Origin of the sequence: Fluviispira sanaruensis (genome assembly GCF_004295685.1) — a bacterium.
Classification (GTDB): Bacteria; Bdellovibrionota_B; Oligoflexia; order Silvanigrellales; family Silvanigrellaceae; genus Silvanigrella; species Silvanigrella sanaruensis.
This window is the reverse complement of record NZ_AP019368.1, coordinates 2,701,544-2,722,427: the sequence shown is the minus strand read 5'-3', so window position 1 is coordinate 2,722,427 and position 20,884 is coordinate 2,701,544. Positions and strand designations below refer to the sequence as shown.

General features: G+C 34.7%; 15 protein-coding genes. 13 read left to right on the top strand and 2 right to left on the bottom strand.

Going from position 1 to position 20,884, the window contains the following annotated elements:
- The first annotated feature begins 34 nt into the window (after positions 1 to 34).
- The 10 genes from rpmJ (at position 35) to EZS29_RS11385 (ending at position 8,054) form a co-directional block, all read left to right on the top strand.
- Positions 35 to 148 (top strand): 50S ribosomal protein L36, encoded by a 114-nt coding sequence (rpmJ, locus tag EZS29_RS11425; protein WP_130610638.1) that lies wholly within the window; start codon positions 35 to 37, stop codon positions 146 to 148.
- A 23-nt stretch (positions 149 to 171) separates the two neighbouring features.
- A complete protein-coding gene (rpsM, locus tag EZS29_RS11420) occupies positions 172 to 540 on the top strand; it encodes a 30S ribosomal protein S13 (RefSeq protein ID WP_130610633.1) in 369 nt (122 codons plus the stop codon).
- A gap of 21 nt (positions 541 to 561) precedes the next feature.
- Entirely contained in the window at positions 562 to 948 is a 387-nt protein-coding gene (gene rpsK / locus EZS29_RS11415) for a 30S ribosomal protein S11 (protein ID WP_130610630.1), read from the top strand.
- Between the two features lie 267 nt (positions 949 to 1,215).
- On the top strand, positions 1,216 to 1,437 hold the full coding sequence (locus EZS29_RS15975) for a hypothetical protein (RefSeq protein WP_172603912.1): 222 nt from the start codon (positions 1,216 to 1,218) through the stop codon (positions 1,435 to 1,437).
- Positions 1,394 to 2,383, top strand: coding sequence for a DNA-directed RNA polymerase subunit alpha (locus EZS29_RS11410; RefSeq protein ID WP_172603911.1), 990 nt, complete (start codon positions 1,394 to 1,396; stop codon positions 2,381 to 2,383). The genes EZS29_RS15975 and EZS29_RS11410 overlap by 44 nt, the downstream gene beginning before the upstream one ends.
- Before the next feature lie 25 nt (positions 2,384 to 2,408).
- Positions 2,409 to 2,801: a 50S ribosomal protein L17 gene (gene rplQ, locus EZS29_RS11405; RefSeq protein ID WP_130610624.1), complete on the top strand. Its 393-nt coding sequence runs from the start codon at positions 2,409 to 2,411 to the stop codon at positions 2,799 to 2,801.
- A gap of 582 nt (positions 2,802 to 3,383) precedes the next feature.
- On the top strand, positions 3,384 to 4,235 hold the full coding sequence (locus EZS29_RS11400) for a 1-deoxy-D-xylulose-5-phosphate synthase N-terminal domain-containing protein (protein ID WP_130610621.1): 852 nt from the start codon (positions 3,384 to 3,386) through the stop codon (positions 4,233 to 4,235).
- Positions 4,236 to 4,260: 25 nt separating this feature from the next.
- Positions 4,261 to 6,204 (top strand): NAD-dependent epimerase/dehydratase family protein, encoded by a 1,944-nt coding sequence (locus EZS29_RS11395; protein ID WP_246035199.1) that lies wholly within the window; start codon positions 4,261 to 4,263, stop codon positions 6,202 to 6,204.
- 21 nt (positions 6,205 to 6,225) lie between these two features.
- Positions 6,226 to 7,131, top strand: a complete 906-nt coding sequence (locus EZS29_RS11390; RefSeq protein ID WP_130610618.1) for a class I SAM-dependent methyltransferase — start codon at positions 6,226 to 6,228, stop codon at positions 7,129 to 7,131.
- A 17-nt stretch (positions 7,132 to 7,148) separates the two neighbouring features.
- Positions 7,149 to 8,054 carry a transketolase family protein gene (locus EZS29_RS11385; RefSeq protein ID WP_130610615.1) on the top strand — a complete coding sequence of 302 codons (906 nt, stop codon included), beginning with the start codon at positions 7,149 to 7,151 and terminating at the stop codon, positions 8,052 to 8,054.
- Between the two features lie 14 nt (positions 8,055 to 8,068).
- Here the strand turns inward: EZS29_RS11385 and EZS29_RS15970 are convergent, their stop codons facing one another.
- The gene (locus tag EZS29_RS15970; protein WP_130610612.1) at positions 8,069 to 8,926 is read right to left on the bottom strand and encodes a hypothetical protein; all 858 of its coding nucleotides are present in this window, start codon (positions 8,924 to 8,926) and stop codon (positions 8,069 to 8,071) included.
- 1,704 nt (positions 8,927 to 10,630) lie between these two features.
- Positions 10,631 to 10,822 (bottom strand): hypothetical protein, encoded by a 192-nt coding sequence (locus tag EZS29_RS11375; protein WP_130610609.1) that lies wholly within the window; start codon positions 10,820 to 10,822, stop codon positions 10,631 to 10,633.
- A gap of 500 nt (positions 10,823 to 11,322) precedes the next feature.
- On the opposite strand from EZS29_RS11375, the gene EZS29_RS11370 reads away from it, so the two are divergent.
- From EZS29_RS11370 to EZS29_RS11360, 3 genes are read left to right on the top strand one after another with little or no spacing between them, the layout of a single operon-like run.
- Positions 11,323 to 14,460 (top strand): helicase-related protein, encoded by a 3,138-nt coding sequence (locus EZS29_RS11370; RefSeq protein WP_172603910.1) that lies wholly within the window; start codon positions 11,323 to 11,325, stop codon positions 14,458 to 14,460.
- A 3-nt stretch (positions 14,461 to 14,463) separates the two neighbouring features.
- On the top strand, positions 14,464 to 18,696 hold the full coding sequence (locus tag EZS29_RS11365; protein ID WP_130610603.1) for an Eco57I restriction-modification methylase domain-containing protein: 4,233 nt from the start codon (positions 14,464 to 14,466) through the stop codon (positions 18,694 to 18,696).
- A complete protein-coding gene (locus EZS29_RS11360; protein ID WP_130610599.1) occupies positions 18,680 to 20,884 on the top strand; it encodes a UvrD-helicase domain-containing protein in 2,205 nt (734 codons plus the stop codon). The genes EZS29_RS11365 and EZS29_RS11360 overlap by 17 nt, the downstream gene beginning before the upstream one ends.

Genomic DNA, 20,884 nt, shown 5'->3' with positions numbered 1-20,884 from the left:
TACGTTTTCGTGAGTTTTTACTAGGAGTATGCTAATGAAAGTTAGAGCTAGTGTTAAACCAATATGTGACAAGTGTAAAGTAATTCGTCGTGTTGGTGTAGTAAGAGTTATTTGTGAAAATAAAAAGCACAAGCAGCGTCAAGGTTAATAGAATAATATCGGAGGTTAGTTGTGGCACGAATTGCGGGCGTTGACATTCCGCGTAACAAGCGTATCGAAATTTCGCTTACGTATATACATGGTCTTGGTCGTAAATCCTCTCAAAAGATTTTGGATCAGTTATCTATAAATAGAGATACTCGTACCCAAGAACTCAGCGACGATCAGATTAACGCCATAAGAAAGCTTATTGACACAAACCACACTGTGGAAGGCGATTTGCGTCGTCTTGTTCAGTCCAATATTAAGCGTCTAATGGACTTAGGTTGCTATCGTGGTCTACGTCATCGTAAGGGCTTGCCTGTTCGCGGGCAAAGAACCAAAACAAATGCGCGTACACGTAAGGGTCCTAAAAAGACTGTGGCTAACAAGAAGAAGTAAGACCGAGTGAGGTAATGGATAATGAACAAGGTAGTATCAAAGAAGAAACGTGTTAAACGTAACGTTCCAACCGGTATTGCGACAGTATCTGCAAGTTTCAACAACACTATCGTTACATTTGCGGACGCAAATGGCGACGTTGTTACTTGGTCAAGTGCTGGTAGTAAAGGCTTTAAGGGTTCTCGTCGTAGTACCCCTTTTGCTGCTCAGGTTGCTGCTGAAGACGCTGCTCGTAAAGCGATCGATTGTGGTATGAAAAGCTGTTCTGTGATTGTTACTGGCCCTGGTTCTGGAAGAGAATCTGCTGTCCGTGCAATTTCTGCAACAGGAATTAAAGTAACTCTCATTAAAGACGCGACACCTGTGCCACACAATGGTTGCAGGCCACCAAAACGTCGTAGAGTTTAATGACAGCTACTTTTCGTTGACTAAGGAAAAAGTGTACGTGAGTGCTTTTTCTTCCTTCAGAGGCTTAAAATGGGTTTTAAACGCTATTTTATAGAGTTTAAGCTCGAGATATTCTCTGGGAGAGGAAAATGCCAAAAAAGCGGACTCTGCTCTAGAAAAACGAATCAGAATGATTTTTAATAGAGCTTCACATTCTAATGTCTAAATGTTTGGAATTCTAGTTTAGTTCAATGGGCTTATGCTAGGTTTCCAACTTTAGTGTTTTAAGTGGGAAGTACTAGAAGTGCTTCAAGGCAACTTGCGCAGCATCATCAAAGACCAGCTCGAGAAGATGTTCAAATTCCGGTGCGTGAGCAATGTGGTAGTGGAGCTTTATTTTTATTAGTAAGAGCTCAAAGAGTGCTTTGGGGCAAAATACGAAACGGAAAAGTTGACGGAGTCAATAATGCAGAGCAACTGGAAGGCGCTATTAAAGCCGCAGTTTATTGAAAAAGAAGATATCTCTTCTGCTTTTGGGAGATTTATAGCTAAGCCTCTAGAGCGTGGTTTTGGGACTACGTTAGGTAACGCATTGCGTCGTGTTTTGCTTTCTTCTCTTCAGGGTGCTGCTGTTGTAGGTTTGCGCATTGAAGGAGTAGAGCATGAGTTTTCGACAGTCCCTGACGTTTCTGAAGATGTAACAGAGGTTGTTTTAAATTTGAAAGCTTTGGATGTATGGCTTGACACAGAAGGTGAAAAAACCGCTGTGATCGATGTTGTTGGTCCAAAGGTTGTCAAAGGATCTGATATCATTTCAGACGGTTCACTACGAATTTTAAACCCTGACCATATTATTTGTACTGTGGGAGCGGGTGGTAAGTTTCGTGCCGAAATTACTGTGAGAACTGGTAAAGGTTATTTAACAAGCGACGCTGTGAAGGATGGCTTGCCATTAGGTGTTATCCCAATAGACGCTGTTTTCTCACCTGTTAAAAGAGTTAGCTTCAGTGTTGCCGACACACGTGTTGGTCAACGTTCTGACTTTAACAAGCTTATTTTAGAAATTAGCACAAATGGTGCTGTGACCTCTGAAGATGCTTTGGCTTATGCGGCTAAAATCCTTAAAGATCAGCTATCCATTTTTATCAATTTTCAAGAAGCTGATGATGAAGTTCAAGTGATCGATTCAGTTCAAGTGGATGCTCGTTTGAATGAGAATCTCTATAAATCAGTTGACGAACTCGAACTTTCTGTGAGAGCTGCTAACTGTCTAGAAAATGCGGGTATCCGTTATATTGGAGAACTTGTTATTAGATCTGAAGCTGAAATGCTTAAAACTAAGAATTTCGGTCGTAAAACATTGAATGAAATCAAAGACCTTCTTGCTGAAATGGGTCTCCACCTCGGCATGAAGATTGAAGGGTTTGATCCCGCTAAATTAAGAGAAAGACTTTAAGTCTGATATTTAAGGATGGAAGAACATGAGACATCGTTTGGCACATAGAAAGTTAAACAGAGATTCAGCAGGGCGTAAGGCTCTCCTTCGTGGTTTAGCAACACAACTCGTTGAACATGGCACATTGGTGACCACTGTTGAACGTGCAAAAGAACTCAGAAAGGTTGTAGAACCTCTCGTAGCTCTCGCGCGTGTTGATAGCGTTACAAATAGAAGAAGCGCTGCAGCGACTCTTTACAGCAAAAAATCTGTAGGCGACCTTTTTACTAAAGTTGCCCCTGCAAATGCTGAAAGAAAAGGCGGATACACACGCATCTTAAAACTTGGATTCCGCCCTGGCGACAATGCCAGAAGAGCTCTTATTGAGTTCGTAGAACCTAAGGCAATTAAGGCTGAAGTAGAAGCTGTTAACGCTTAGGTTTAACTTATTTTATATATCATATCGTGCTACGAAGTTCTTTTCTTTTTTACTCGATATGCTACATGAAAATCGAGAGAGATCTTAAACGATCTCTCTCGATTTTTTATAAAAATAGGAATTTTATTTTGCATTTTTTACACTTCTCGACGTTTTCGCACACAAGTTTTACCCCTCCATCTTTATAATCCTCAAATGAAAAAATTAAGAATTTTATCTTCTTGTTCTGTACTTATGTAAGCATGGGTTTTATAATTATTTACGTATATTATTAAAACAAACGATTTAAATGAATACTAAAAATTTAAAAATTCGATAACTTCTTGGCTTTATATTTAAAATCAATGGATTTATAAAATGAGTGAGTTTTAAGATTTTCAATTTTAAAGTTAGGCTTTAAAGTCAACAATATGCAATGGAGTTAAAAAATTTAAATTATAAGAGAAACTTTACTATGCTTGCTAGTTAAGCATTTTGAGCATTAAATTACAATTTGACATTTATTAATTATTCTTGTTATCTTAAGCGGATGTAAATGATTACTGAACAGTTTATAAATTACTTATTAAATGGATAGCAAAAATGCTTAATAAAGAAGTTTGTGCAGATCAATCAAATCATATAATTCCGAATCTTGAGCCAAACCCTTTAGATAAGCTAAAAATAATATCAATTTCAATTAAAAAACGCTTTTTAAAAATGTATTTTAATGCAAATGCAGGGCATGTCGGCTCGTCCTTATCGTGTGCTGATATATTGACAATCTGTAAATTTCATTGGTCTAAAAGTATAAACGATGAAATTATTTTATCAAAGGGCCACGCAGCTGCCGCATTATATGCAACTCTTGCGGAATCTGGTGAACTTTCCGAAGAACAAATTGATACTTTTTATAAAGATGGAACAAACTTAGCGGCTCATCCGCCCGCCAATAAATTAGCAAAAATTCCTTTTGCAACTGGAAGTTTAGGGCATGGCCTTTCATTAGCTACGGGTTTAGCTTTAAGTGATAAATTCACGGGCATGGCAAGAAATATATTTTGTATCACTTCGGATGGTGAATTAAATGAAGGAAGTACTTGGGAAGCTTCATTATTTGCAGCTCAGCATAAATTAACAAATTTATATTGGCTTATCGATAGTAATAAAATCCAAGGATTTGGTAGAACGTCAGATACCCTTGAATTAGAGCCTCTTAAACTAAAAATTGAATGTTTTGGCTGGAATGTTTTAGAAGCAAATGGACATAATTTTGTTGATTTAGAAAATGCAATGAATGCTGTTAGACAGTTAGCTCCTGGCAAACCAAATGCAATTATATGTAATACTATTAAAGGTAAAGATATGTATCAATTGCAAGATGAAATAGCCTGTCATTATCTACCTATGAGTCAAAATTGTTATACTAAAACATTAGAGAATATTTTAGCATAATTGAAATCGAATAAGGGGAAAAATCTTGTTAGATCTAATGAAATTGAGAGGACCTATTTTAATTTTAGGAGCAAGTGGTTTCATTGGTGCAAATCTTTTTAAAAGATTAAATGCATTGAGAAATGACGTCTACGGCACTTCAAGCAAAGAAAATCCATGGAGACTTTCTGATGTTCAAAATAAAGAAAATATTTTAATATTTAACTTGCGGATAAATGAAAATTTATTTGAATTATTTGAGAAAACTCAGCCGCAAACAATATTTAATTGCATTGCATATGGTGCGTATCATTTTGAAAATAATCCTGAACTTATTTATGAAACGAATTTTTTAATAACTCTTAGAATTTTAAATTATTTAGAAAAAAATAAATTTTCTGCATATATTCACTCAGGAAGCTCTTCCGAATATGGAGATAATTCAGCAGGGCCCAGTGAAAATGATTTTCCGCTACCGAATAGTCATTACGCAGTTTCTAAAGTTGCGTGCTCTAATCTTATTTTGTTCTATGGAAAAAAGAAAAAACTTCCAATTGCAAATTTAAGATTGTACTCTGTCTATGGTCCTTTGGAAGACCCCTCTCGATTAATTCCAAATATTGTCCATAAAGCGCTTGAAAATTCATACCCCCCTTTTGTGAATAAAGATATCTCAAGAGATTTTATTTATATAGATGATGTCTGTAATGCGTTTATATCCGCAGCATTGAATTTAGAAGAAGATTCTTATGGAGAATCTTTTAATATAGGTTTTGGCCAAGAAGTGACAATAGAAAAAATAGCGCATGAAGCAAAAATCGCTTTTTCAATTCCAACCGATCCTATCTTTGGCAATACTGAGAGTAGGCATTGGGACAATGTAAATTGGTTTGCTAATATTGAAAAAACAAAGCTTAAACTCAATTGGCAGCCCAAAACTTCTTTACAACAAGGTTTATTAAAAACAGCTGATTGGCTGAAAACTGTAGAGAATTGGGAAAACTTAGAAAAAAAATCTAAAAAATATTTGCTGAATAAAACGTATAGTACTTCTGTTATAATTGCTTGTTATAAAGATAATTTAGCTATCCCATTGATGTACGCAAGATTAACAGAAACACTTAGTCAATTGAATATTGAATATGAAATCATTTTTGTTAATGATGGAAGTCCTGATAACACTGAAGAAGTAATTCGAAATATATCAGCTAAAGATCCAAATGTTATGGGAATAACGCATTCTCGAAATTTTGGTTCACAAGCAGCATTTCAGAGTGGGATGAAAATTGCTCGAATGAATTCATGTATTTTGATGGATGGTGATTTACAAGATCCACCTGAAATTATCCCCCAATTCATAGAAAAATGGAGAGAAGGATTCGACGTGGTTTTTGGCATTCGAGTGAAGAGAGAAGCGCCTTTTTTCATGCAAATTGCTTATAAATTATTTTATAGAATTTTTAGTTATTTTTCATATGTATACATTCCAAAAGATGCAGGGGATTTTAGTCTTATAGATAAAAAAGTTGTGAGTTGGATATTAAAATTTTCTGAACGCGATGTTTTTTTACGGGGCATAAGAGCATTTGTTGGTTTTAAACAAACAGGTATTTGTTATTTAAGGCCAGAAAGAGCATTTGGCAAATCGACCAATAATCTATTAAAAAATTTGAATTGGGCTAAAAAAGGTATTCTCTCATTTAGCTATGTCCCACTCAGCTTTTTAACCTTTTGCTCGATAATTATTTTTTCAGCTTCATTATTAGTATCTCTTGTGCATATATTTTTAAAATTAATATTTCCAGAAATTGCTCCTCAAGGAATAACAACAGTCATGATATTGGTGATATTTTTTGGCTCTTCTATTTTAATTTCTGTTGCTTTCATTGGTGAATATATTGCAAAAATATTTGAAGAAGTTAAGGCAAGACCTAAGTATATAAGAAAATCAATTATTCAAAATGGCAGTGTAAAAAATATAAGTGAATAAATATTTATCAAGGAAATTTTTATGAAATTTTTAGATCGTGCTTGTCCAATCTGCTATGTAGATACGGAGTCTAGAGTTTGGGCGCCTGAAAATTTTGATTTTAGTAAGCTTGGGGAGTATGCATTTGCCTCTAGAAAAACGCCTGAATACATGCACTATCGTCTTCATCATTGTCAGTGCTGCCATGTATTGTATTCGAGCCCTATTCCTGAAAGTAATTATATTGCACATACATATCATGAAGCTGCTTTTGATAGTAAAGAAGAAGCAGATCGAGCAAGTTTGACATATGCCAAACTCTTGCCCACAATATCCAATGAAATAAAGCAAATAAATTCTGCGCTCGATATTGGGACTGGGGAAGGTTCCTTTCTTGAACGCTTATTAGATTTTGGTTTTAAAGAGGTAAAAGGGATAGAGCCCTCAACAGCAGCCATTCAAGCAGCGAGGCCAAGAGTTAAGCAAAATATTATTCATTCTTTTTTTAATAAAGAATCCTTTGCAAAAGATTCCTTTGATTTAATAACATGCTTTCAGACATTGGAGCATTTGGAAAATCCAAAGGATTTTGTTGAATCAATTTATAATATTTTGAGAGCGGGGGGGTGTTTTTATACAGTTTGTCATAACTATAAAGCATTTAGTACCAAAATATTAGGTCTAAAATCACCGATTTTTGATATAGAGCACATGCAGCTTTTTTCTCCAAAAGGCATGCGTGTTTTATTAACTAAATGTGGATATGAAAATATCAGTATCCAACCAATTTTTAATTCATATCCACTTTATTATTGGATTAAGCTTTTCCCAATGCCAATTTTCCTTAAAAAAATTTTATTGAATAAGATTTTTTCTCCATTATTCAAGAAAATAATAATTAAAATCCCTGCAGGAAATTTTTATGCTCTTGCTTATAAAAAAAAGTAAAGGATGGCGAAAATAAAATGAGAAATGAGCTCACTCAAAATCTATTATTGAAAAGTAGTGATAAAGATTTTATTTTTTTAACGGGTGATTTAGGATTTATGGCATTAGAGCCTCTTAAAGAATCTTTAGGAGAAAGATTTATCAATGCGGGCGTGGCGGAACAGAATATGATTTCGGTCGCTGCAGGTCTTGCTCAATCTGGATTAAAACCATGGGTTTATAGCATTGCTCCCTTCGTCTACGCGCGCCCATTTGAACAAATCCGCAATGACATATGCTTGCATGAGTTACCGGTTGTTTTAGTTGGTAATGGTGGTGGGTATGGCTATGGAATAATGGGTCCAACCCATCATGCAATCGATGATTATGGTGCATTGCTTGGGCTGAATTCAATGAATGTATATATCCCAGCCTTTGTTGAAGATCTTACGTGCATCATAAATTTATTATTCGAAACAAAAAAACCCTCATATTTGCGCTTAGGTGTGGATAAAAAACCGAAGTCATACAAAGTGAAACCTTATTCTACATGGCGACATCTTTATCAAGGAGAGAGAGCAACTCTCCTCTTTATTGGGCCAATTGTAAGTGAATTTTTAAAAATAGAGAGCAGTGATCATAATTGCTCTGTGTGGTTGTTGTCAAAACTTTCAAATGGCGAAAATATTTTGGATAAAGATTTTATTCAAGATGTGCAGAGTACTCGCAAATTACTTATAGTTGAAGAGCATTTAGAGCATGGTTCTGCTGCATCGATGATTACATATGAATTTTGCAAAAGAAATATACATTTGGAAAAATTTATTCACTTATGTGCAAAAGGCTATCCTTCTGGAAAATATGGTTCACAATCTTTTCATCAAAAGGAATCAAATATTGATTCTAATTCGATATTTCAAACAATAAATGAGCTAATAAATTAGCGGTTTTATAAATTCTAATTTATTAACTTCTTATCTTCTCTTTCTTTTTTTCTAAAATAAAAATAGTCAAATTCATTTGTACTTACTTCTTTATATAAATCAAAGGATTCCTTTAAGGTTTCTAAAATATCAATCGTTACCTCTTCTCGCAAAAGTTTTTTTTCAATCACTATCAAACCATTTCTAGATTTTATCTTATTAATAAATCTTCTTATATGCAGTTTTCTTCTTTCTGAACTTAATAATGCAGTGATGTACGATGGTCCAGGAATTAATAGTTGATAATTCGTTTTATCATTTTCGTTTAAATAAAGAGTTGGAGAAATATATCCGTGTGTATTTGTGATCATTCCAACAGCAGTATCTTCTGGAATCTTAATGTCTATTAAAGCGCCATAGGCTTTATACTGAGACTTTCTAAAGTTTTCAGAGACTGAGAATATTGATTCTAAATTCCTTAAATAACTAAAAAAATTCTTATTGGAAAAATTGATAGCATTTATACATATAATAGATATAACAGGTATAATTGCTATTGGAATCCATTTGTATTTATCATTATTTGATTTCCATATCTCAACTAGAAAGACAATACCTACAATTGTGAGTGGTAAAAGATTTAAATGATTATTCTCATGACTACGTCCTATAAAATAGCTTTCCACTGCATAGATCATTACAAATATAGGTAGTATTTTTAAGAAATTTTCACTATCATTATTTATTATTGTACTAAGTACAGTGAACATAATAAGACAAAATATAAAACTAATTGCGACTACACTATTTTCAAAATTTATTGGAAATGATGTAATATTATTTCCACCACCTTTAAATGCTAATGCAACATCAAAAAAAGATTGTATGTCCATTACGTTTGAGGATTTTAGATAAAAAATAATGTTAAAAGTAATTAGAATAAGCAAGAAAAAAAGAATTGCATATAATATAGTTTTACTTGAAATGAAAATTTTCTGGAAATTTAGTCTATTTTTTTTGTCAGATGATGGAAATAAATTTGCCTGGTTTGACATAAAAAACAATGTAGGGAAAAAAACAAGTGTGCAATAAATCAAAGACTCTGCGGACCAAAATGAACCAAATATCCATATTACTGTCATATAAAATAAATAAGAATTAATTTTTATTGTACTTTTATATTTGGTGATAAAATATATTAAAAATAGTACGGGTAAAAATCTTATGCCAGAGGTTGATGGAAAAAGGGTGGGGCCTGTTGGGCCGCTTATTGAATCCATCCAGCCAGTTAAGATAAAGACTGTTGAATATGTAATTAGAAAAGATATAAATAATCCAATTAATCCTTGAAATGATTTTCTAATAATTAAAAATATAATTAATGAGTATAGAAAAATAGCAAAACTATTAAAGATATAAAATGAATTAATAGGATCTAAAAATGTAAGAAATTTTGACGGAATATATGTGTTTAATAATCCATATTGTTCAGGAGTATCCCAAAGTAAAACTCCACCATTTCTGATTGAATCGATTGGACCTAAAAACGCACCCCAATGGTGGGGATCAAATTCGGGTCTAAAACTCAGTAGCAATAAACAAATTATTATGAGAGAACTGAAGAAATAATTTGCAATTTTATTCAGAATTAAGTAGTTTAACTTATTATGCTTTAATGCTAAAAAATAAAGTGAGAATATAGATATAAAAATAAAAAGTTCAATTTTTACAATATTATTAGATTTAAAGTATGAATAAAAATTATTGTTCCACCAAATTAAATTATTTACAAAAATGCTTGAGAAGGTAAATAATAGAAATCTAGGTAAAATAAATAATTCTATATTTTTATCTTTGCTAATTAAATATGATATCGTAGAAAATATACATTCAAAAAATATTCCTATTAATATACTTAGATGTAGGATTTTATAATTAATATTAAAAGTATAAATACATAATAATACAATTATTAATATAATAATTGTATTATTCAATTTATCTATTGAGTTTTTAACTAAATTTTGAATCTCTTTTACAAATAATGATAATAGTATTATGAAAAAAAGAATAAAAATGACTTCATAAAATATCCAAGTTAGACTAAATACAGTAACATTTTCATTTTTTATCAGTAAATGCCAAATTATTTTTGAAAAAAAAGCTATTGCACAATAAAAAAGCATAGGATACAGATATGCTGTGGATTTATTTGAATTGAGCCTTTCTGATATTCTAAGAAAAAAATTATTGATCATACATAACCTTTGCGTAAGAGTGAATAGTTTTGATTAACTTATTTAATCTTGAAAAATATGCTGCATTTAAAATATTATTCATAATATAATAAATTAAATGTTTAATAATAAATCTTCAAAAGAAGATTTATTATTAAAGTTAAAAAACATAAAAAACTCATTTCTAGACTTGTCTATGGTATACTAATAACGAGCAAAAATTTAGTATGTAAGAAATTTTTTTAATGTCTTTTTTTATTGTATAAGGAAAGGGCTTTTTTAAAGCAAAGAAAAATATTTAGAGCCGTCCTGGTTAGCTGATCTGTAGTAAATAGTGACCTGAAGCCATTGTGTCATCATTTATTGCAAAGGTATGCCATGAATTTGTTCGTGTATTGATCCGCTGGTTTGTACATGAGTGTCAAGCAATCCACATAATGTAGAGCAATAGTCGATTGAATTATGCGCTAGGCTAGAAACGTTTGCTGCACAAACTAATGAGAGCTTAATGAAATGGAGAAAATTTTTCTGAACAGATTTTAAAAGTACCATAGGGTATCCTTAAAAATTAAGATCTGGCTCTGAGTGCTAAAATTTTTGTTATATTTTAAAATAAAAAAATAAAATATATTAATTTTTCAAAAAAGTATATAAAATAAAAATTAATAAATGATTAATTATTGAGCATTTATTGTATGCTCAAAATTCTTAAATTAAAAGCACTCATGTTTTAAACGTGAACGATTTTCATTTGCAGGCATTTGATTTGTTAAAAATTTAAAATTTTAATTTCATATATAACATTTTTAAATAAATTATAATATCAATAAAAATAAATATAATATTAACACGTTAAAAAATTGCAAAAATGAATTTTGCAATAACTTTTTTTTAAATGGTTATCTAATTAATAAACTAGTAAAAAACTGTTTTTATCTTAATAAAATAAGCATAGTAATTGTTTCACAATGAAAAAATTATTTGCTAAGTTTATGCCGACTACATTTTTTTGCTTTGAACATTTTATTTTTTACTTTTGTAAAGGGCATTTCATGGATCATCATTTTTCACCTGGCTCTTTGGTGCGTGCAAGAGGGAGGGAGTGGACAGTCCTCCCTGGCAGTTCTTCCGAACTCTGTTTACTTAGACCTTTGGCGGGAAGAGAAGGAAATGAAGAAACCGGAATATTAACAAAAATTGAAAAGGTTGAGCCCGCTGAATTTCCTTTTCCATCTTTAGCAGAAGCAGGCGATGCTTCTTCTGCACGTCTGTTAAGAGATGCGGCAAGACTTTCAATCCGCACGGGAGTCGGTCCCTTTCGCTCCTTCGGGCGCATTTCTGTCGAACCAAGAGCTTATCAATTGGTGCCACTTATCCTTGCCCTGAGACAAGAAAGCGAAGCAATAAGACTCTTAATTGCAGATGATGTTGGAGTCGGTAAAACCATTGAAGCCATGCTTATTGTCCGAGAATTGATCGATAGGCATGAAGTAAAACGTTTCGCTGTTTTATGTCCAGCCCACTTAGTGAGTCAATGGACAAAAGAACTTAATGATAAATTTCATATTGAGGCAGTTGAAGTCACAGCAAAAAAAGCTGTAACGCTAGAGAAAAATTGTTCTCCAGGTAAAGGAATATTTGATGAATATCCTTTTACAGTTGTGAGCATAGATTTTATTAAAAGCGAACGGAACAGAAATGAGTTTTATGCTAAATGCCCCGATCTTTTGGTGGTAGATGAAGCTCACGAATGCGCTGACTCTGCGGTGGGTAAAACCCAACAATTAAGGCATAAATTGCTGTCTGATGTTGCAAAAAATCCGAAGAAAAATATTTTATTACTTACTGCAACTCCTCACAGTGGAAAAAATCAAGCTTTTCGCTCTCTCATTTCAATTTTAAATCCAAAATTAGCAGAAAAATTACCTGAAAATATGTCGGGAAGTGAAAATGAAAAACTACGCGAAGAATTAGCCAATTATTTTGTTCAGAGAAGACGGCCAGATATTAAGAAATTTTTAGGTGATAATTTATTTCCCGAGAGAATACGTAATAATGTAACATATAATTTACCTAAATTAAATATCGATCTTTGTACTTCTATTTTAGCTGAAGCCACCCAACTGCAAGAAGAAAACGTGGGTGAAAATTCTAACAAGTGGAGGCAGGCGCAGTGGTGGTCTGCATTTACACTTGTCTTAGCACTCACCTCGAGTCCGAAAGCAGCATACCTATCACTCTGTAGAAGATCGGCATTGAAAAATGCAAAAAATGCAGAGGAATTAAAAAAGCAAGCCCACAGAGATATATTCGGCAGTATAAGTTACGAGCAGAATGAAAATGATGACAGCGAAGATGAAAGTTATTTTTTATCGGATGAAGAAGTTCCTGGTATTTCTTTTGAAAATGAAGAAATAGATTTCATAAATAACATTCAACTTGATTTTGAAGAAAATAAAACAAAGAAAAAAGCGCAAATTGAACTAACAGCAACGAAAGAACCAGAGGCGAAAAAAAGAGGGCGCAAGAAAAAAGAAACTGTTGAGCTTGAAGAAAAAAAGATAGATTCGCTTGAAAGAACAATTGAAGAAGAGGAAGAATTTGTCTTTTCGCAGCTCAGTCCAAAGCAAAGAGAGCTTGCTTTAACCTTAAAATCGTTGGCGGGAAAAAAAGATCCCAAATTACAGAATTTAATCCACGAAATTCTTATTAAGAAATGTTTAGGTAAAAAAAGAAATATTGTTATATTCTGTCGATTTATTGATACAGCAAAATACATTTACGACGAATTGGTAATAGATGAGAATATTCAACCCTTCACTCAAAAAAGCAAACTCGAAATTCGCACCTTAACAGGAAAAAATTCACCTGAAGAGCGACAGATGGTGCTGAAAGATTTTCAAGAGCATATCGGACAAAGAATATTAATTTGCACGGATTGTTTAAGTGAAGGAGTCAATTTACAGGAGCTCTTTGACACCGTTATTCATTATGATTTTGCTTGGAATCCCAATCGGCATGAACAACGAGAAGGGCGTGTGGATAGATTGCTGCAGAAATCTCCAGAAGTGCATATATTTACTTTAATCGGTAAAGACCATCCAATTGAAGAAATATTTTTAAGAATTTTGCATGAAAAGCAAAGACAAATTCGCAACGCACTTGGAGTGCATTTACCTATTACAGATATCGGCGAAGAAATATTACAATTGGCTTTAAAAGTTAAAGAAACAAAAAAAGAAGAACCTGAGCCAATTTTATTATTCGATGACACCTCAGCAAGTTTTGTGGCAAATGAGAAAGCGTTTCGCCTGAAAAAACTGGAAACAAAAATTGATAAGGTCAAAGAAGAATATCAAAAAACTTCAAGAACATTTTATAGTCACAGTAAAGTCACTGTCGATGATGTAAAAAAAGAACTCGATGCTATGAAACAATCCTTAGGCAGTCAAGAAGATGTTGAGAGATTTATCTTGACCTTAATCGAGCGCACTCGTGGGCATTATGTTAAAAAAGACGATTATATAGAAGCACAAATCCCAGATTTGCAGTTAAAGAATAGACTGGGCTCTTTGAATAAAAAAGACTATTCCTTCAAACTGAGTTTCGATCCAAACTGTCTTGCAGAAATCGATAAACTTGTTTTACGCACCTCACCGGAAGTGGAAGACATTGCTAGAACAGTGCTTGAAACCTCGCTTGATGGCTTAATTAAAAATCACCCTTTAAAAGTTGCGGCAAGAGCTGGGGTTATGCGCACTAAAGTTGTGAGTAAAAGAACATCGGTTCTTTTAGGCCGGTTTCGTTACTTATTAAGAGAAGAAAAAGAGGAAGAGTCCTCGCTTGTCGAAGAAATATTGCCCATTCTGTTTGAGGGTTCTCCTACTGATTTTACCCAGGATCAAATAACTATGGGTGAGAGTGCTGAACTTATTTTAAGTAAAGCTCAACCCGATGCCAACGTAACCGTGGCAGAAAGGGATCGTTTTTTAAAACCAATTCTAGAAGCAGCTTCTCATTTATGCAATGAATTATCCTTGTGGCAAAAAGAAAAAAGAATGATCGATATTTTAGAAACACATAGACGTGTGCGCACACAGGGAACTATCCGACGTGTGCGGGTTGAGTGTGTGGGTGTACCCGATGTCCTAGGAGTTTATGTCTTTCTCCCTGTCGTAAATTGGAATTAAAATATGATAAATAAAAATTCAGCAATTCATTTAGAGGGTGCTTTATTTCATCGTGATTTTATTGAAAGTCTAACTGAAAGAAATATAGAGCAGAAAATAAAACGTGAACTTTATTCATTAACTGGGGCAGAGAGCTTAAAAGAAAAAATTCACAGATCTTGGAACGAACTTTTACTCAAATGGAATGCTTGGTCGAAACTAAGACAAGAAGAAAAGCAATTGAGTCATAAAGATTGGAATAAAGATGAATTGGATCATGAGCGCTTAAAAACCAAAATCGAATTTTTAAGTGAATTATTTTCTGAATTAGGTTATTCCATTCCAAATTCCTTAGGGATAGAAAAAAAACTGAACTCCAACTCATATAAATTAGATTATATTGAAGACAATCAAATTCCATTGTTGTTTACCAGTGTGTGGGAAGATTTCGACTCCCAGCGTAATTTTTCCATATTGCGCGAAAGTGCAAATGAAAACTCGCTTGTGGAACGTAAAGTAACAGCGCATTCGCTTATGCAAGAGTATTTAAATGCGGCTTCGGAACATCTTTGGGGGGTTATCTCCAATGGGAAATCCATTCGCCTCTTAAGAGACACTGCGAGCTTAACAAGACAATCCTATATAGAATTCGACTGTGATTTTATTTTTTCCGAGAACGACATAGCCAGTTTTGAAAAATTATATTTATTATGCCACAAGAGCGTTTTTTTATTAAAAAAAGAGAAATCAAAAGAAATTATAATAGAACTCTGGCATAAAAAAGCTATGGAAAGCGGCATTCGCGCCCTCGATAAACTTAAAATTGGGGTGAGCAAAGCTATTGAGTACTTGGCGTCTGGTTTTATCTCCGACTATTCCGAAGCAGGAGAAAGACTCCGCGCACAATTAGAATCTGGTGAATGCACAAAACAGGAATTCTATCGGCAAACGTTACGTTGTATTTATCGCTTGGTTTTTTTATTTGTTGCCGAAGATCGCAATTTATTGCATGGGCCAAAAGCAGCAAATAAAGCGAGAGAACTGTATAAAAAATATTATTCAACCGAACGCTTGCGCAGTTTTGCCACCAATGGACAAACGGGCAGCGCGCATTTTGACCTGTGGCTTTCTTTTAAGCTGATCACCCAAGCCTTAGGCAGTGAAGAGGGATTGACGAGTCTTGCGTTACCGGCACTCGGAGGATTTTTATTTTCAAACGAAGCAACCAGTTTTTTAAACGATGCGAATGTCAGTAATGAATATTTTTTAAATTCACTCCGTTCACTCTGTTTCACCGAAGATGATAAAGGAACAAAGCAGAGAGTCAATTGGGGCCATTTGGGTGCAGAAGAACTTGGTGGTGTGTATGAGAGTTTGTTACCTTTAATTCCTAATATTAATTTTGAATTGAAGCGGGTTTCTATCGGCGCACAAAACAATGAAGAGTTTACTGACGAACGTAAAGTAACAGGAGCGCATTATACACCTACGCGGATATTGAATTCCGTTCTCGATTTTGCTTTAAAAGCTTCGATTGAAGATGCCCTCGAAAAAGGAAAAACGGCGAAAGACAAAGAAAAAGAATTGTTTAAACTCAGGATTTTGGATCCCGCCTGCGGCAGTGGGCATTTTTTAGTGGCTGCCGCCCATCGGCTTGGCCTTGAAATTGCGAAACTCCGCACCGGCGATGATTCCCCGCCACCGCTTGATTTACGCATGGCCGTAAGAGAAGTCATTCGCAAATGCATTTATGGTTTGGACGTGAACCCCATGGCGATCGACCTGTGTCGCGTGGCGCTCTGGATGGAGTCCATGGAAGCAGGCAAACCGCTGACTTTCTTAGAACACCACATTCGCGTGGGCGATGCCCTGCTCGGTGTGCCAACCAAGAGTATGTGCGCTGCCATACAAAAAGAATTGAGCGAAGAAATCGCCAAGCGCGAAAAAGAGCGGGAGAAGTTGATAGCGGCCTTAGGCAACTCATTCCATTTGCCTGAAAAAGAGCGGGAAGCAAAATTAAAAATAAAGAAACAACTCGAAAAAGAAATCCGCGAGCTCGCCTACGAATTGTGGCCAAGCCATATTCCAAACGCAGCTTATATCGCGCAGCCCGAATTTAAAGACCCTGCGCAGCGTGGACTTTCTTACTTGGCGGACAACAAAACCATTGCCAATAATGCACGGGATTTAAATAAAAAGCAGCTCAAAAGTGGGGTTGAACCCTTTATGGGCATAGCAAGTGAAGACTTAGCTGAGGCCTTTAATCAACTCTCCGAAACAGACGTTGAAGATGCCAAAAGTCGTATTTCTCGCGAAAAAGAATTTTTAAAACTCAAGCAGGAAAAGCAATACTTGCTCGAAAAACAACGGGCCGACCTCTGGTGCTCTGCCTTTTTTTGGCAGTACCAGGAAAGGAACAGCGTCGCGCCCACCTTGGCGGATTTGCACAACAACGAAAATTTACCCCCAGAAAAACTTGCTGAGACAAAAAGATTGGCCGATATTTACAACTTTTTTCACCTTGAACTCGAGTGGCCCGAAGTCTTTAAGGACGGTGGTTTTCACTGTGTGCTTGGCAATCCCCCTTTTTTGGGGGGATCTAGAATTAGTTCAAACTTAGGCCCTAAATATTTAAATTTTCTAAAGGTGCAAAATAGAAATTCGAACGTCACTACAGATCTTTGCGCGTATTTTTTTACTCGTTACTTTATGAGCTTAAAATTAACTGGCAATTTAGGTTTTATTGCAACGAATACAATTGCCCAAGGTTATACTAAAGATGCAAGTTTAACACCGATTGTCTGTAAGTGGAGAGGTATTATAACTAACGCAATCACTTCGACTCCATGGGAAGGAATAGCATCCTTGCAGGTGAGTGTGGTGCATATTGTGAAAGAAAAAGATCATGCGCAAAAGACAATTAATGGGATAAAAACTCATATTATAAATGAGGAACTGTCAGCAAGAAAAAGTGGAAATATTTTTGTTTTAGATGAAAATGCCGAAGAATCATTTAAAGGTAGCCTAATTCTTGGTAATGTTTTTACTTTAGAGCTAATGTCTGAATTAAAAATAATGCAAGAAAATTTAGTTAAAGAAAATAAAAACCCAAATGATATTTTATTTCCATATTTAAATGGAGAAGATTTAAATTCTAATCCTGCACAGCAAGCGTCCAGATTTGCCATAAATTTTTATGACTGGCCACTTAGACGAGCAACTCAGGAGGAGTGGGAAATTGAAAGTAAACAATTAGAGAAGGAATTAATAGAAAAAAATATTAGTATTGATCAAAACTTTAATAATATTGTAGAAAAAAATTTTCAACTAAGAGGTATTGCGAGCTTAAATTATCTTGGGAAGGTTGCAAGTGATTATAATGCAGCAATTAAACTGCTTGAGGAAAGGGTAACAAAAAATATATTAACTATAAGAAATACAGATATTGCGTGGTGGCGCTATTCTAGACATCGTCCAAATCTTTATAACGCATTAAAATTAATTAATGAAGCAATTGTAATAACAAGGCATTCAGCAATGTGGTCGCCTGCCTTAGTTGATTCAAAACAAGTATTTTCAGATGCACTGGTTGTTTTTCCAACGAATAACAAATCAATATATGCTTTGCTACAAAGTCATGTGCATGAGTTTTGGCTAGATCAAAACTGTAGCACCTTAGGTAAAGGAAGAAGATACACACCTTCATCCTGCTTCGAAACCTTCCCCATTCCGCGCCCAGGTCGGGAGCAATTGCAGATGCTAAATTCTCTGGGAGAAAAATACCTTGCCCAGCGCAAGAGTATTTGTCTTGAGCGTAATATTGGTTTGACCAAAGTTTATAATTTATTTCACAACGAGAAATTATCGAATAGCGAAACAACGGACAAACAAAATCCACCTTTTGATGATATTTATGCCTTACGCAATCTGCACAAACAAATAAATGAAGCGGTGCTGGCTGCCTATCAATGGCAGGATATCGAGCTCGGCATGGATTTTTATGAAGGGCAGGATGCAGGTAAATATTTAGAAAAGGGTGAGTTTCGCTATACCCCATCTCCTGCAGCGCGGGAGCAGATTCTCGAACGCCTTTCATTGCTAAACAATGAACGAAAAAAAGAAGAAGAACAGCAGTTGTTATTAGGAAAAGAAATTAAAAAATCATTTGCCTATTTTAATTTAGATGATCAGATTAAGGGAACAGATAGAAAAAAGGAAAAACATGTAAAGGAAAAGGAATATGAGCTTAGCGAATGAAAAAGAACCAATTAAAATTGCAGAACGCGTAAACGAAGAGTTTCAAGTTTTAGCCCCGAAATTAGAGTTGGACACGCCTTGGCATGCTTATGTTTCTTTTAAAAATAAAAAAGAAGATTTTGAATTTCGCATAGGCGCAGTGGCAAACAAAGAGGAAAAAATAGTCGATTGGAGGCATCCTGTTGCGAAGTTTTATTATCAAAAATTGAATATTGGTGAAGAAATTGAGCTCGAACCTCCTTTTCGCAGTATACAAGGTGCCGTAACAGCTTTTGGTGCGGCAGAGGGATATTCGGGTTATTTAAAATCCCTCGAATGGAGTGATTTAAATGGCACTGCAAAAATCGTTCGTCTCGATGATGGATCCTTTGTTGACCTAAACAATACCCAAAGCAAAGAAGAGAATGAAAAAACAACACAAGTTCTTAAACAGTCCCAACAAGAAGGTTTACCCGATCTCATTTCCTTACTCACACCCGAACAATACGAACTGATCACGCAAAAAACATCTGAACCTCTTATTATTCAAGGGCGAGCAGGTTCGGGCAAAACTTCGGTGGCACTGCACAGAGTTTCTTGGCTGTTGTGGGATGAAAATGAAGAACACGGGATCAATAAAAAAACTAAAGTTTTAGTTGTGATGTTCAATAAATCCCTGCAGAGTTTTGTGAAACAAAGTATAAAATCTTTAAACTTAGAAGATAAAATTGAAATCAACACCTTTCATTCCTGGGCAATCTCAGCATTGGAAAGCGTTTATAAGGGTCAGTTAGAAACCATTTCCGGGAAGAATTTAAAAAAATTATTCGATAAATATTTTTTTAAAGACAATGAGAAATTGGGGATGATAAAATCCCACGCAGGGATTTCTCAGTTGATGGAAGTTTATGTGAAGGCGCAAGCTAAAAAAACATGGGATTTTATTGAGGGGAAAATTCCTGCATACGATACAGATAATATCCGCTTTAAATTTAAGCGCAGTGAAACAGCCTATGTGCAAGATATAATCGAATTCAGACAAGAAATAAAAAGACTCATATTAAAAGAAGAAGATGAGTATGAAAAAAAACGTTTGGAGCAGATCGAAATACTCCTGCAAAATGTGTATGAAAAATCTATTTTGTATAAAGAAGAACTTTTGAGTTTATTAAGCCATTGGGAATGGCTGATGAAATGCATTCCTGGTTTGACGGAAGAAAAAGCAAAAAAAATAGGGCAAAGACAAAAAATAATACAAAGCGAAGGAAAGGCGAGCAGTGCAAAAGTCGGAAAGTATGTTGAGTACGATGACTATGCACTTTTATTACGACTTGTTCAACTCAAGCGCGGTGGTTTGCCCTATGGTTTGTTAGGTGAAAATATTTTTAAATTCGATCACTTGGTCATCGATGAAGCGCAAGATTTTGGAGCGATGCAATTATTGGTACTCCTAGAGTCTGTTAACTCTCGCACCGGTGTTACGATAGTGGGCGATACCAATCAAAAAATATTTCCAGAAAAAGAATTTATTGGTTGGGACGAAATTGCAAAGCAATTAAATTTCGGGAATGCAAAAGTAACTAGATTGGAAGTGGGCCACCGTTCGACCCTCCCAATCATGTGGCTTGCCGATTCTGTGATAGGTTCTGAAAAAATTCTACAAGGCAGACAAGGAGCTTATCCACAAATAATTTCTGTTCAATCCTATTTTAAATTGAAGGAACAAATTACACATTTTATTTTAAAGCGGATAGAAGAAGCACCCCATGCGCATATTTGTGTTGTTTTACACGATAAGCAAATGATTGAAGCTTTAAAAAATGATCTTCAGTCGCTCTTAAAATTTAAAAAAATTGAAGTGCGACAAAGTGAACGTGAGTCTTTTGAGTTTCGCAAAGGTGTTACTGTCACAAATATTCATCAGATAAAAGGTCTTGAATTTGATTCTATTATTATAGCCGATGCAAATAATAAATACTGGCCCGATGATATCGACAACCGTCGGCTTATGTATGTTGCTATCACCCGTGCGCAAGAAAATTTTTTAGCTCTCTATGAGGGACAGCCAACACCATTGCTTGAAGTATTGAATGAAAAAGAATTTTGGCGACCTGTAGAGCGTTTTTTTACACAAAAAGAATTTAAGCCGGTTGAAATAATTGCTGAGGAGCTTGATGAAGCTCTGACTGTTTTTGATTTGGAGTTCTAA

Bases quoted from the DNA above. Each gene is read 5' to 3' on its own strand.
- EZS29_RS11360 (WP_130610599.1), top strand. From the start codon at position 18,680: ATGAGCTTAGCGAATGAAAAAGAACCAATTAAAATTGCAGAACGCGTA.
- EZS29_RS11410 (WP_172603911.1), top strand. From the start codon at position 1,394: ATGCAGAGCAACTGGAAGGCGCTATTAAAGCCGCAGTTTATTGAAAAA.
- EZS29_RS11370 (WP_172603910.1), top strand. From the start codon at position 11,323: ATGGATCATCATTTTTCACCTGGCTCTTTGGTGCGTGCAAGAGGGAGG.
- EZS29_RS15970 (WP_130610612.1), bottom strand. From the start codon at position 8,926: ATGGACATACAATCTTTTTTTGATGTTGCATTAGCATTTAAAGGTGGT.
- rpsK (WP_130610630.1), top strand. From the start codon at position 562: ATGAACAAGGTAGTATCAAAGAAGAAACGTGTTAAACGTAACGTTCCA.
- rpmJ (WP_130610638.1), top strand. From the start codon at position 35: ATGAAAGTTAGAGCTAGTGTTAAACCAATATGTGACAAGTGTAAAGTA.
- EZS29_RS11365 (WP_130610603.1), top strand. From the start codon at position 14,464: ATGATAAATAAAAATTCAGCAATTCATTTAGAGGGTGCTTTATTTCAT.
- EZS29_RS11375 (WP_130610609.1), bottom strand. From the start codon at position 10,822: ATGGTACTTTTAAAATCTGTTCAGAAAAATTTTCTCCATTTCATTAAG.
- EZS29_RS11400 (WP_130610621.1), top strand. From the start codon at position 3,384: ATGCTTAATAAAGAAGTTTGTGCAGATCAATCAAATCATATAATTCCG.
- EZS29_RS11390 (WP_130610618.1), top strand. From the start codon at position 6,226: ATGAAATTTTTAGATCGTGCTTGTCCAATCTGCTATGTAGATACGGAG.
- EZS29_RS11385 (WP_130610615.1), top strand. From the start codon at position 7,149: ATGAGAAATGAGCTCACTCAAAATCTATTATTGAAAAGTAGTGATAAA.
- rplQ (WP_130610624.1), top strand. From the start codon at position 2,409: ATGAGACATCGTTTGGCACATAGAAAGTTAAACAGAGATTCAGCAGGG.